Origin of the sequence: Paucihalobacter ruber, from assembly GCF_006494535.1 — a bacterium.
Taxonomy (GTDB): domain Bacteria; phylum Bacteroidota; class Bacteroidia; order Flavobacteriales; family Flavobacteriaceae; genus Paucihalobacter; species Paucihalobacter ruber.
Map to the genome: position 1 here is coordinate 303,969 of NZ_VHIQ01000006.1, position 13,958 is coordinate 317,926.

General features: G+C 35.8%; 12 protein-coding genes. 7 read left to right on the plus strand and 5 right to left on the minus strand.

Going from position 1 to position 13,958, the window contains the following annotated elements; all coding sequences use genetic code 11:
• Positions 1 to 25 precede the first annotated feature (25 nt).
• Positions 26 to 403, minus strand: a complete 378-nt coding sequence (locus tag FJ651_RS13235; RefSeq protein WP_140991012.1) for a LysM peptidoglycan-binding domain-containing protein — start codon at positions 401 to 403, stop codon at positions 26 to 28.
• A gap of 267 nt (positions 404 to 670) precedes the next feature.
• Between FJ651_RS13235 and rpsA the strand changes: the two genes are divergently transcribed.
• From rpsA to FJ651_RS13260, 5 genes are all read left to right on the plus strand, one after another.
• Entirely contained in the window at positions 671 to 2,500 is a 1,830-nt protein-coding gene (rpsA, locus tag FJ651_RS13240) for a 30S ribosomal protein S1 (RefSeq protein WP_140991013.1), read from the plus strand.
• A 120-nt stretch (positions 2,501 to 2,620) separates the two neighbouring features.
• On the plus strand, positions 2,621 to 3,160 hold the full coding sequence (gene pyrR / locus FJ651_RS13245) for a bifunctional pyr operon transcriptional regulator/uracil phosphoribosyltransferase PyrR (RefSeq protein WP_140991014.1): 540 nt from the start codon (positions 2,621 to 2,623) through the stop codon (positions 3,158 to 3,160).
• 3 nt (positions 3,161 to 3,163) lie between these two features.
• Entirely contained in the window at positions 3,164 to 4,093 is a 930-nt protein-coding gene (locus tag FJ651_RS13250) for an aspartate carbamoyltransferase catalytic subunit (RefSeq protein ID WP_140991015.1), read from the plus strand.
• 4 nt (positions 4,094 to 4,097) lie between these two features.
• Positions 4,098 to 4,430, plus strand: a complete 333-nt coding sequence (locus FJ651_RS13255) for a ribonuclease Z (RefSeq protein WP_140991016.1) — start codon at positions 4,098 to 4,100, stop codon at positions 4,428 to 4,430.
• Positions 4,431 to 4,500: 70 nt separating this feature from the next.
• Complete coding sequence (locus tag FJ651_RS13260) at positions 4,501 to 5,406, plus strand: ribonuclease Z (protein WP_140991017.1); 906 nt, start codon at positions 4,501 to 4,503, stop codon at positions 5,404 to 5,406.
• On the opposite strand, the gene FJ651_RS13265 is transcribed toward FJ651_RS13260, so the two are convergent.
• Complete coding sequence (locus tag FJ651_RS13265; RefSeq protein WP_140991018.1) at positions 5,396 to 5,812, minus strand: hypothetical protein; 417 nt, start codon at positions 5,810 to 5,812, stop codon at positions 5,396 to 5,398. The genes FJ651_RS13260 and FJ651_RS13265 overlap by 11 nt on opposite strands.
• Positions 5,813 to 5,901: 89 nt before the next feature.
• On the opposite strand from FJ651_RS13265, the gene pdxH reads away from it, so the two are divergent.
• Both pdxH and FJ651_RS13275 read left to right on the plus strand, forming a co-directional pair.
• Positions 5,902 to 6,549, plus strand: coding sequence for a pyridoxamine 5'-phosphate oxidase (gene pdxH / locus FJ651_RS13270; protein WP_140991019.1), 648 nt, complete (start codon positions 5,902 to 5,904; stop codon positions 6,547 to 6,549).
• Positions 6,550 to 6,760: 211 nt separating this feature from the next.
• Positions 6,761 to 7,255, plus strand: a complete 495-nt coding sequence (locus FJ651_RS13275) for a CAP domain-containing protein (RefSeq protein ID WP_140991020.1) — start codon at positions 6,761 to 6,763, stop codon at positions 7,253 to 7,255.
• Positions 7,256 to 7,904: 649 nt separating this feature from the next.
• Here FJ651_RS13275 and FJ651_RS13280 read toward each other — a convergent pair.
• The 3 genes from FJ651_RS13280 to FJ651_RS13290 all read right to left on the minus strand — a co-directional run.
• The gene (locus tag FJ651_RS13280) at positions 7,905 to 9,818 is read right to left on the minus strand and encodes an OmpA family protein (protein WP_140991021.1); all 1,914 of its coding nucleotides are present in this window, start codon (positions 9,816 to 9,818) and stop codon (positions 7,905 to 7,907) included.
• An 11-nt stretch (positions 9,819 to 9,829) separates the two neighbouring features.
• Positions 9,830 to 10,747 (minus strand): PorP/SprF family type IX secretion system membrane protein, encoded by a 918-nt coding sequence (locus tag FJ651_RS13285; protein WP_140991022.1) that lies wholly within the window; start codon positions 10,745 to 10,747, stop codon positions 9,830 to 9,832.
• A gap of 11 nt (positions 10,748 to 10,758) precedes the next feature.
• Positions 10,759 to 13,958 (minus strand): gliding motility-associated C-terminal domain-containing protein (locus tag FJ651_RS13290; protein ID WP_140991023.1); only part of this gene is annotated, 3,200 nt, incomplete at its 5' end.

The window sequence follows — 13,958 nt, forward strand, 5'->3', positions numbered from 1 at the left end:
CAACCATTTGGCTGCCTATTAACTGTTATGGATTTGGTATAACCAGTTCTTGGTCCGGGTAAATCATATCCGGATTTTTTAGCTTCTCGGTATTGGCTTCAAAAATTTTGTTGTAAAGAGATGCTTTACCGTAATATTTCTGAGCAATTTTTCCCAAGGTTTCTCCCTTTTTGACTACATGACGGTGGAAAACTGAATTGTCTGCCACTTTAATATCGGCCATAATATCGGTTGGATTTTCGCCACCTATTTCTTTAATTTTATCCCATAATAGGTTCTTTTCGTATTGGGTGTTGGCCGTGCCATTCACTTTTAGCGTGCCGTTTTCTTCTTTTACGTCACCGTCTTTAATGTTTAAAGAGGCACCTAAATCTAATACTGCTTGATATTTTTCTTTTACCATAATAAATTGATTTTAAGTTAAAAATGAGTTATAAAGATAAGAAAATTACAATAAAAATGATGAGTCTTTTAAGTTATTTTAAGTTTAAATTAAGTCTATAATTTTATGCTATAAATTAATTTGGTTTTCAAAGTATTAAATTGTATTTTTGCGCTCCTTTTGGCGAATAGTACGGAGTAGCAAAAGGATAAGGAAAAAAATAACACTTCTGAATTGTTGTTCGTTTAAAACTCCGTAGCGTTCAGAATACAAATTAATTATCAGCAAATGGCTGAAGAAAAAACAAATCCCGCTGAAGTTGAAGCAACTGAGGCAACAGTAGAAACTCCCGTAGTTTCTCAAGCTCAGGCAAATCCTGAACAATTCCTAAAAGATTTTAACTGGCATAATTACGAAGAAGGTATCGACCAGGTTGATGACCAAAAACTTCTAGAATTTGAAAAGTTAGTTAAAGAAAATTTCGTTGATACGCTTGATGATGAAGTGGTTGAAGGTACTGTAATTCACATTACAGACAGAGATGCTATTATCGACATTAATGCAAAATCTGAAGGTGTTGTATCTCTAAATGAATTTAGATACAACCCCGATTTAAAAGTTGGTGATAAGGTAGAAGTGCTTATTGATGTGCGTGAAGACGCAACAGGTCAATTGGTATTATCGCACCGTAAAGCAAGAGTTATTAAGGCATGGGATCGCGTTAATGCGGCTCACGATAAAGGCGAAATTGTAAACGGTTTTGTAAAATGCAGAACCAAAGGTGGTATGATTGTAGATGTTTTTGGAATTGAAGCATTCTTACCGGGTTCACAAATTGATGTAAAACCAATTCGCGATTACGATCAATACGTCAACAAAACAATGGAATTTAAAGTGGTTAAAATCAACCACGAATTCAAAAACATTGTAGTGTCTCACAAAGCATTGATTGAAGCAGATATTGAAGAACAGAAAAAAGAAATCATTGGCCAATTAGAAAAAGGACAAGTGTTAGAAGGTGTTGTTAAAAACATTACTTCTTACGGTGTGTTTATTGATTTAGGTGGTGTTGATGGTTTAATTCACATTACAGATTTATCATGGTCTAGAATCAACCATCCAAACGAGATTGTTGAGTTAGATCAAAAATTGAACGTGGTAATCCTTGATTTTGATGAAGATAAATCAAGAATTCAACTTGGTTTAAAACAACTTAACAAACACCCATGGGATGCCTTAGGTGAAGAGGTTAAAGTTGGTGATAAAGTAAAAGGCAAAGTAGTAGTTATTGCAGACTATGGTGCTTTTGTTGAAGTAGCCGATGGTGTTGAAGGACTTGTTCACGTAAGTGAAATGTCTTGGTCAACACATTTGCGTTCTGCTCAAGACTTCGTCTCTGTTGGTGACGAAATTGAAGCCGTAGTTCTTACTTTAGATCGCGAAGAGAGAAAAATGTCTCTTGGTATCAAGCAACTTACGCCAGACCCATGGACTGATATTACAGGTAAATATCCTGTAGGTTCTAAGCATGTTGGTATCGTAAGAAACTTTACAAACTTTGGTGTATTTGTTGAATTAGAAGAAGGTATAGACGGATTGATTTACATCTCTGATTTATCTTGGACTAAGAAAATTAAACACCCAAGTGAGTTTTGTGCTGTAGGTGATAAGTTAGATGTTGTTGTACTTGAACTGGATGTTGAAGGTAGAAAATTAAGTCTTGGTCACAAGCAAACTACTGCAAATCCATGGGATAAGTACGAAACCGATTTTGCTGTTGATACCAATCACCAGGGAGAAGTTATCGAGTTGGTTGATAAAGGCGCTACAGTTAAATTTAATGAGGATATTTTAGCATTTGTTCCTACCAGACATCTTGAAAAAGAAGACGGTAAAAAATTAGCTAAAGGAGAAACTGTCGAATTTAAAATTATTGAATTCAATAAAGAATTCAAAAGAGTAGTGGCTTCTCATACGGCTATTTTTAAAGAAGAAGAAGCTAAAATTGTAAAAGCTGCTGTTAAAAAAGCGGAAGCGGCTGCAGATGAAGCAAAACCAACTTTTGGCGATGCAAACGATGTGTTGCAAGCGCTTAAAGATAAAATGGATGGTAAATAATAATACCAAATTATAAGCAATAAAAAACCTCTCAATTTTTGGGAGGTTTTTTTATGCTACAAAATTAAATATGCAACAATTAAATTTTATTAACTTTACAGCCACAGAGGTTTCAGTTATATGAGTAAAAAATTACTGCTATCAGCCAAAGAAATTGACATCATTTTAAATAGATTGGCTTGTCAACTCATCGAAAACCATAATGATTTTTCAGATACTGTATTAATTGGTATTCAACCCAGAGGAACTTTTTTAGCCAAAAGACTGGCCGACATGCTTATTAATAACTACAATATTAGTAAAGTTGAACTGGGTTCGCTAGACATCACTTTTTTTAGAGACGATTTTAGGCGTGGTGATAAACCTCTGGCCGCTAATGCTACACATATTGATTTTTTAGTTGAAGATAAAAATGTAGTGTTTATTGATGATGTGTTGTACACAGGTAGAAGTATCAGGGCAGCATTAACAGCCATTCAATCTTTTGGCAGACCAAGACACATAGAATTATTAACGCTGATAGATAGAAGGTTTAGCAGGCATTTGCCCATTCAGCCCGATTACAGAGGCAGACAGGTAGATGCCATCAATAATGAAAAAGTAATTGTAAACTGGAAAGAAAATAACGGAGAAGACGCCGTTTACCTTATAAATAAATAACAAATGAGCGCACTGAGCGTTAATCACTTACTAGGAATAAAATATCTCACTTCAGATGATATTGACTTAATTTTTGAAACAGCCGATCAATTTAAAGAAGTTATCAACCGGCCAATCAAAAAGGTACCTTCTTTAAGAGATATTACTGTTGCCAATTTATTTTTTGAAAACTCAACCCGAACAAAACTGTCGTTTGAATTGGCGGAAAAACGGCTATCAGCCGATATTATCAATTTTTCGGCCGCTCAATCTTCTGTTAAAAAAGGAGAAACTTTAATTGATACAGTCAACAATATTTTATCAATGAAAGTCGATATGGTGGTAATGCGCCATCCCAATCCCGGTGCTTGTGTATTTCTGTCAAAGCACATCAGTGCCACCATTATCAATGCCGGCGATGGCGCTCACGAACATCCCACTCAGGCGCTGTTGGATTCATATTCCATTAAAGAAAAATTAGGAACTGTAAACGGTAAAAAGGTAGTAATAGTTGGAGATATTTTACATAGTAGAGTAGCACTTTCAAATATTTATGCACTTCAAAAACAGGGAGCAGAAGTCATGGTTTGCGGTCCAAAAACTTTGTTACCAAAATACATAAGTAGTCTTGGTGTACAAGTTGAAACCAATCTATTGAAAGCCTTAAATTGGTGCGATGTAGCCAATATGTTAAGAGTGCAAAATGAAAGGATGGAAGTAAATTATTTCCCTTCAACCAGAGAGTATGCACAGCAATACGGTGTGTCAAGAGAAATCTTAAATAAATTAGATAAGGAAATCGTGATTATGCATCCCGGACCCATAAACCGTGGTGTTGAAATAACCAGTGATGTGGCAGATTCTCAACATTCCATTATTCTTAATCAGGTTGAAAATGGGGTGGCTGTGAGAATGGCAGTTATTTATTTATTAGCGTCGAAAATAAAGCATTAATCCTATGATTTTAGACTCTTCCAATGGTATTGTTACCATCACTCAACAAACTGAAACTATTGCAGACTTGGTGCAGCAAATATACGATGCTTATCCAAAATTTAAGAATGATAATGTTATCGTAAGTCTTTCGGGATTTAAAACCTTGGTACTTGACGATGTGCTTCATTTTATATTAATTTCAACCAAGCATAGGTCAAAAAAGCATTCTTTTGTGATCGTCACAGATAAGTTCAATCTTAATGATGTACCGGACGAATTAATAATTGTACCAACCATTCAAGAAGCCATCGATATTATTGAAATGGAAGAAATGGAGCGCGATTTGGGTTTTTAATGCAAAATGCATTCCCATAAAATTTATTGAAGGTTTCAAATTGAACTTTCGGGTAAAATTATTCTAAAAAATGAAGTTAACCATATTAGGCTGTTATAGTGCAACACCTCGATTTGATAATAATCCAACATCTCAGGTGCTTGAAATTAACAACCATATTTTTCTAATAGATTGTGGTGAAGGCACACAGGTACAACTAAGACAACAAAAGATAAAATTTGCAAGAATAAAGCACATCTTTATATCACATCTCCACGGTGATCATTATTTTGGTTTAATAGGTTTGATATCAACATTTAGACTTTTAAAACGTGAAACCGATTTACATATTTACGGACCAAAAGGAATAAAAGAAGTGATTACACTACAATTAAAACTCTCAGATTCCTGGACCAATTACAATCTGTATTTTCATGAATTAGAATCAAGCCAGTCTGAATTGATTTTTGAAGATGAAAAAGTTGAAGTAAGAACCATTCCTTTGAAACATCGTATTTATGCCAATGGTTATCTATTTAAGGAAAAACCAGGAGAAAGAACGCTAGATGTTGAGGCCGCAAAAATATTGAATATAAACAAAGCCTACTACAATAAGCTAAAACAAGGTTTTGACATTGAAAACGAACATGGCCGGCTGATTTCAAATGAAGAGGTTACTTTTGATCCGCCAACACCTAAGAGCTATGCCTTTTGCAGCGATACGGTTTATAAACCAGATATTGTACCAATTGTAATGAATGTAACGGCAATTTATCACGAATCTACTTTTCTGGATAAACACGAACACCTATGCGAACCCACAAAGCACAGCACTGCCAAACAAGCTGCGTTAATTGCCAGAGATGCTAATGCTGGAACGTTAATTTTAGGTCATTATTCAACCCGTTACGATGACTTAAATTTATTTAAGATAGAAGCGCAACGTGTTTTTGACAATGTTGAGTTGGCCGATGATGGTAAAGTATTTAATTTTTAAATTCTTCTAAATTTAACATCCAATTAATCGCTTCGTCTAAACTAAAACAACGTTTGGTACTTTTGGTTGTGAGGCGTTTTTCGATATCGGCATTGAGATGGCTAAATTTGGTATAAGATACAATTGCATTGGCAATAACCAAATCGTATGTTTCATGGAATTTAGTCCACAACCTGGGATCGTTGGAGTAGGAGTTAATTCTATTTGAAATATAACCTATTTTTGGGTTGTTGCCATAATGTTCAACAATTAATACAGCAACTGCCTCAATTTTATCCCAACCGTAATCTACGTCTTCAAATATTTCTCCAATAACAAATTTTTCACAAAAGAAAAACTCACCAAATTCTAATACAATTTTACAATAGTTAAAAGATTTAACGTATTCAGATTCTTCAAATTTCACACAGATAATATTTTTTCGAATATATATATTTTTATGGATTGTCCAACTAATAATTACATAATCCTTATTTTTGATTAAAAATTGAGTTTATGGATAACGATTTAAGTAATTATCGTAAAACCTATAAGAAAAGGGAGTTGCTGGAGAGCGATATTCCTGAAAACCCGCTGGAACTTTTCCAAAAGTGGTTTTATGAGGTAGATTTAAATTTTCCAGAAATTGAGGCTAATGCCATGACCATTTCAACTATAGGTAGCGACGGATTTCCACGAGGTAGAGTTGTACTGTTAAAAAAGTACACTTACGAAGGTTTTATTTTTTACACCAATTACAATAGTGAAAAAGGAAAGTCATTATTAAAGAATAATAAGGTGAGCTTGTCTTTCTTCTGGCATGGTACGGAGCAACAGATAATAATTAAGGGCAATGCCGAGAAAATTGCGGATAATTTAAGCGATGGTTATTTTGAAACCAGACCCAGAGGAAGTCAGTTAGGCGCTTGGGTTTCTAATCAAAGTTCAGTTATTGAGAACAGAGAAGAAATAGAAAATAAACTTAAGAACCTTGAAGTAGAATTTAACGGTAAAGAAATACCCCGTCCGCCATTTTGGGGTGGATTTATTGTAAAACCAGTTGAAATTGAATTTTGGCAAGGTAGACCCAACAGGTTACACGACAGAATTAGATATTCACTCGATGCAGATTTTAATTGGATTATTGAACGTCTGTCTCCATGATTTTAATGAGATTACAAAGATCTCAAAACATCGACAAAATGCATTATTAATAGATGTAATACACTAAAATACTTAGAATAATTATAAATAATCGACGAAATACACCTAAAAACGATAAAAAACACGTAGTTTGTCGATTTTAACATTTCTTTAACAGTCATACTCAGAGTAGCGGTTAATTTTACTAAACCAAATCTAAAATACCCTACTTATGAAAGTTTCTATGACCTTGCCGTTATTGGCATTTATAGCACTTGTTGGCTTCACATCTTGCTCAACAGAAAGTTTCCCTGAAGAAGTAAGTACTCTTAACATCAATCAGGCACCACAGGCCAAAGTGATTGAATTGGAGATTATGGAATTAATTAATGAACACAGAATTAGTATCGGTTTAACACCGCTGAGAAATCATAATGTTGTTAAATCGGTTGCATTTTCACATACTGATTATATGATTGAAGTTAATCAAGTAAATCATGATAACTTCTTTCAAAGAAAAAGCAGCTTAGAACAACACGCCAGAGCCTCAAGAGTGGCCGAGAATGTGGCTTATTCTTTTAATTCAGCCCAAGCAGTTGTGAATGCTTGGTTAAAAAGTGAAGGACATAGAGAAACTATTGAAGGTGATTTTACAGATTTTGATATTTCTGCTGAACAAAATGAACAGGGCAGATGGTACTACACAAATATTTTTATCAAGCGATAAATGCGATAATTTGATTAATAGTTTCAAAAGCCGCATTTATCTTGTGGCTTTTTTATTGGATAGTATTGTGGTACTTTTTAAAATACCTCAACTCCTAACTTTATATCTAATTAAATATCAACTCCTTTAATATAATTCGGATTCCTTTAGTTTCTTTAAATTTTCAAGTAAAGCTTGTCATTTAGATAGAGCGGGGAACGAGCGATGAGACATTTTAAAACACGAGTTTTTCTCTTCTTAACTTATTTCATGCCCGATCGACTGCCGGACAGGGTTAAGGCCGAATCAGCAAATTAAAGGGTATTCAAGAAAGTTATTTCATTCTACGGTACTACAGATTTCAAATCAACAATAATTCGCTTATTGGTCATTAATATGACTTTGTTTTACTATAAAATGAAACCAATAGTTCACATATAAGTCTTGTATTAAAATAGAATGATTGTGTAATGTTTCATGAAATTTTCATTAGACGAGCTTTCTTAAACCGAATTGTTTTGTATTATAAACTTGCTTTATCTAAAACTTCACTGTTAATTTTATGATTATTAAATTCAATGATGTATAAATTAATATTGACATGAAAAATATGTCAAAAAAAAAGCCACCCGTTATGGATGGCTTCTTATTTAGTTAAGTTTTGATTATATTATTCCTTTATTATATAGAAATAAGATCTTCTGTTAAGTTGGTGCTCTTCTGGTGTACATTTAACGCCGTCAGAACATTTGTTTAGTAATTGTGTTTCTCCATATCCAATAGCACTTTCTATTCTTTCAGGAGTTATACCTCTCGACAATAAATAATCTTGAGTTGATTTTGCTCTTCTGTCTGAAAGCTTCATATTGTAGTTATTGCTACCTCGACTGTCTGTATGTGATTCAATTTTAATCACCATAGTTGGATGTTTTCTCATGACATCAACAATATTTTCTAACTCATATTCAGCATCGGTTCTAATATTCCATTTGTCAAAATCGAAGAAAATTGGGTTAATGACAATTTGATTATCAATAATTAACGGAGTTAAATATAAGTTCGCTTCGTTTTTACTACCATTTTCATCGTCTGTATTAACTACTGTTTTGTCTTCTTTATAATCGTCTAAACTACCAACCACATTATAAGTTTGGTTACAATCAACGTCTTTAAACTCATATGTTCCGTCGGCATTAGTTTCGGTTTGGCTTAAAACAATTCCATTTGTATCAATCAATCGCACAGTAACCCCTGGCAATACGGTATTTGTTTTTGAATCTCTCGCAATACCGGTAATACTTTGTGAACAGGTATAGCTGTTGAATTGATAAATATCATCACCACCTTGACCACCAAGTCTGTTAGAAGAGAAATAACCCTTTTGTGTCTCGTTATCTATAAAATACGCAAAATCATCATAACCACTGTTATAGGGTTCACCTAAATTCTTAGGGTCTGATTCAATTCCTTTTAAGATATCAGATTTAAAAATATCTAACAAGCCAAGGTTTAAAAAACCGTCGGACGAAAAATATAAAGTATTTTCTTTATCAATAAAAGGGAACATTTCGCGACCTTGCGTGTTTACTAAAGGACCTAAATTTTGGGGTTCACCATACTTTCCGTCTTCTAAGATATCAACGTAGTAAATATCTGTTTGGCCATAGCCTCCCTCGCGATCGGATACAAAATATAATTTATCGTTTTCAGGATTTAGCGCAGGATGACCATTAGAAGTATTGGTATCGTTAAAAGGTAATTCTTTAATATCACCCCATGATCCATCTTCTTGTAGCGTCGCTTTATAAATTTTTAAATTTGAAGTACCTTTTTTATTATAATCAAGTTTGTTTCGTTTTGTTACGTTATCTCTAGTGAAATAAAGGGTTTTTCCATCGTTTGTAATAGCAACAATAGCTTCGTGATAGTCGGTATTAATTTTTTGAGCATTTAAAAAATTAGGCGTTCCAAATTTGGTTTTGCCGTTATCTTCAGTAACTGATACCTCAAAAATATCTAAGAACGGTTCCTTATTCCAATTATAGACTTTACCGTTATTATCAGGTTTTGCAGATGCAAAATACATCTTCCCGTTGTGAATGTAGGAACCAAAATCTGAATTAGGAGTGTTAAAAGGAACACCTTCTATATTTACAACCTTATCTGTTCTTGGAGCAAATTTCTTAAGGAAATCGTCTTCATCCGGATTGTAGCCTTTGATTCTTGAATCTGAAGTTTGTATGGATTGAAATTTTTTAGTCCAAACATCGGCCTCTTCAATGTTACCAGTACTTCTAAGTGTTTGAATGTATTTAAAGATATATTCTGGATGTACATCTTTGTGTTGCTTTAAAGCTGCACCGTACCAAATGGCGGCATTTTCAGAGTCTGAGTTATTGTAATAACAGTCACCAAGTCTTGTAAGTACGTGTGCACTACTATCACCTTTTTTAACAGCTTCCTTATAAAGTTCGGTTGCCTTTATATAGCCGTAGTTATCAAAGAACTTATCAGCTAATTTTTTCTGTGCGAAGCTTGAAGCAACGCTCAAGGCAAAACATATGGTTATTAATTTTAATTTCATCATCATAGGTTTTAGAAGTATCTTGGGGATTTAATTCGTTTACTTTTAAACACTTCGAACATAAGCAAAACTTCGTGTGTTCCAGTGGTATAAGGTCTTAAATCGGATATTGGATATTCATAAGCGTAACCAATTCGTAATTGTTTAGAGACTTGAAAATCAACAATACCGCCCAAAGCACCCGCTTGTTCATCAACACGGTATCCTGCACCTAACCAAAGAACTTCATTAAACAGGAAGTTGGCAGTTAAGTCGAATGACAGTGGTGCACCATTGGTAGCCTTTAACATAAATGCCGGTTTGAACTTAACAGTTTCGTTTAAATCCCATACATAACCACCGGTAAAATAATAGCTTAATCTTTCCAGTGCAGCAAATCCTTCATCGACGTTCAAATCGGTTCTTAGCATTCTGGGTACTGAAAGTCCTAAATACCAGCGATTGGTGTGCCAATATAGTCCAACACCTGTATTAAATGTCCATCGATCTTGAACTCCGAAAACTGTTGGGTCAAAAGATTGGTCATTTTGAAATTCAGGATCTAAACCATAATGGGTAAAGCCTGCTTTCAACCCGAAGGCTAATTTAGTTTGTTCACCGGTTTGAATGGTATACGAGAAATCTCCATAAATGTATGAGAAATTTTCATATCCTAATTGATCGTCTATAAAGGATAATCCGAGTCCGACTTTTTCATTTTTCATCGGACTGTGAATAGATAAGGTCGATGTTGATGGTCCGCCCTGCAAACCAACCCACTGACTTCTATGTAAACCAACCAAGCTTAGTGTTTCCCGACTACCTGCGTAGGCTGGGTTTATTGCAATGGTGTTATACATATACTGGGTAAACTGCGGTAGTTGTTGGGCCAACCCGAACCAACTACTTGCCAGTATAATAGCTGTTATAAAATACTTTGATAACTTCATAGGTTAAGAATTTATTTGGTTGCAACATAGATTGGACCTGTAATAGGACTTAATCCACTGTTTCTTAGTTTAACGATATAATAATATGTTCCAGTAGGGACTATACCTGAATTACCTACCGAGTTTTTAGAGGCTTCTCCACCCCAGTCGTTTTGGTAGTTTTTGTTTTCGTAGATTTTGGCACCCCAACGGTTAAATATTTCTACTTCAATTACAAATCCGCAGCCCTCTATACCAGTTACTGTAAAGGTGTCATTAATAAGATCATTGTTAGGTGTTACTGCTTTCGAAATAACCACATCATCTAATCCGCATGGTAATACAATACAATCATCGTTTACATTCATATTTAATAATACTTGGGTAAAGCATGCGTCATCATTTGAATTATATCTGAAGACATAATCACCAAGATCTACACTCGAAGGATCAAATGTACTTCCATCAATTGTAGCGTTACCTCCAACAACAGTCCATGTTCCAGTTTGATCGGTGCTAGATGGTAAATAATCAAATAAATCAACCGACAAATCTTCAGAACACAAAGCAGCTTCTATAGTTTGAAACTCAACCTTAACAGATACGTTTACAGTTTGTGTGAAAATTGATTCATTTCCACAATCATCTGATACAGTCCATTCTCTTATGATTTGATAGTTTTGTGGAATATCATTTTGTGTTGAGTTTTCGACGTATATCACTGATATGTTAGTAGAACATGCGTCTTCAAAAGTTAACTCAGGTGCATTTGGAATATCATCACAAATCACAAAGATGTTTTCTTCATAAGAATTAGTTAGTGTAGGAGCAGTATTATCGACCAGATTGATGGTTTGTGAATGAGAAGTTTCATTACCACATTCATCCGTAGCAGTCCAGGTTCTTACTATTGTAGACTCACCGGCACAAGCACCTTCAGTGATAGTTTCATTAAAGGTAACAGTAGCATCGCCACAGTTATCGGTAGCTGTTAAAGTATCAGCAGTAGGAACAGCGTCACATTCAACCGTTGCATCGGCAGGTAAAGCTTCAACAAATGCAGGAGCCGTATTATCTTGAACAGTGATGGTTTGTGAATGAGAAGTTTCATTACCACATTCATCAGTAGCAGTCCAGGTTCTCACTACGGTAAACTCACCGGAACACTCACCTTCATTAGTTACTTCTTCGAAGGTAACAGTAGCATCGCCACAGTTATCAGTAGCTGTTAAAGTATCAGCAGTTGGTACCGCATCACATTCAACAGTTGCATCGGCAGGTAAAGCTTCAACAAATGCAGGAGCAGTAGTATCTTGAACAGTGATGGTTTGTGAATGAGAAGTCTCATTACCACATTCATCAGTTGCAGTCCATGTTCTCACTACGGTAAACTCACCGGCACACTCACCTTCATTAGTTACTTCTTCGAAGGTAACAGTAGCATCGCCACAGTTATCAGTAGCTGTTAAAGTTTCAGCAGTTGGTACTGCATCACATTCAACAGTTGCATCGGCAGGTAAAGCTTCAACAAAAGTAGGAGCAGTAGTATCTTGAACAGTGATGGTTTGTGAATGAGAAGTTTCATTACCACATTCATCAGTAGCAGTCCAAGTTCTTACAATAACAGACTCACCGGCACACTCACCTTCATTAGTTACTTCTTCGAAGGTAACAGTAGCATCGCCACAGTTATCAGTAGCTGTTAAAGTTTCAGCAGTTGGTACCGCATCACATTCAACAGTTGCATCGGCAGGTAAAGCTTCAACAAATGCAGGAGCAGTAGTATCTTGAACAGTGATGGTTTGTGAATGAGAAGTTTCATTACCACATTCATCAGTAGCAGTCCAGATTCTCACTACGGTAAACTCACCGGCACACTCACCTTCATTAGTTACTTCTTCGAAGGTAACAGTAGCATCGCCACAGTTATCAGTAGCTGTTAAAGTTTCAGCAGTTGGTACCGCATCACATTCAACAGTTGCATCGGCAGGTAAAGCTTCAACAAATGCAGGAGCAGTAGTATCTTGAACAGTGATGGTTTGTGAATGAGAAGTTTCATTACCACATTCATCAGTAGCAGTCCAGGTTCTCACTACAGTAAACTCACCGGAACACTCACCTTCATTAGTTACTTCTTCGAAGGTAACAGTAGCATCGCCACAGTTATCGGTAGCTGTTAAAGTATCAGCAGTTGGTACCGCATCACATTCAACAGTTGCATCGGCAGGTAAAGCTTCAACAAATGCAGGAGCAGTAGTATCTTGAACAGTGATGGTTTGTGAATGAGAAGTCTCATTACCACATTCATCAGTTGCAGTCCATGTTCTCACTACGGTAAACTCACCGGCACACTCACCTTCATTAGTTACTTCTTCGAAGGTAACAGTAGCATCGCCACAGTTATCAGTAGCTGTTAAAGTTTCAGCAGTTGGTACTGCATCACATTCAACAGTTGCATCGGCAGGTAAAGCTTCAACAAAAGTAGGAGCAGTAGTATCTTGAACAGTGATGGTTTGTGAATGAGAAGTCTCATTACCACATTCATCAGTTGCAGTCCAGGTTCTCACTACGGTAAACTCACCGGCACACTCACCTTCATTAGTTACTTCTTCGAAGGTAACAGTAGCATCGCCACAGTTATCGGTAGCTGTTAAAGTATCAGCAGTTGGTACTGCATCACATTCAACAGTTGCATCGGCAGGTAAAGCTTCAACAAATGTAGGAGCAGTAGTATCTTGAACAGTGATTGTTTGTGAATGAGAAGTTTCATTACCACATTCATCCGTAGCAGTCCAGGTTCTTACTATTGTAGACTCACCGGCACAAGCACCTTCAGTGATAGTTTCATTAAAGGTAACAGTAGCATCGCCACAGTTATCGGTAGCTGTTAAAGTATCAGCAGTAGGAACAGCGTCACATTCAACCGTTGCATCGGCAGGTAAAGCTTCAACAAATGCAGGAGCCGTATTATCTTGAACAGTGATGGTTTGTGAATGAGAAGTTTCATTACCACATTCATCAGTTGCAGTCCATGTTCTTACGATAACAGACTCACCGGCACAAGCACCTTCAGTGATAGTTTCATCAAAGGTTACTGTAGCATCGCCACAGTTATCGGTAGCTGTTAAAGTATCAGCAGTAGGCACCGCATCACATTCAACAGTTGCATCGGCAGGTAAAGCTTCAACAAATGCAGGAGCAGTAGTATCTTGAACAGTGATGGTTTGTGAAT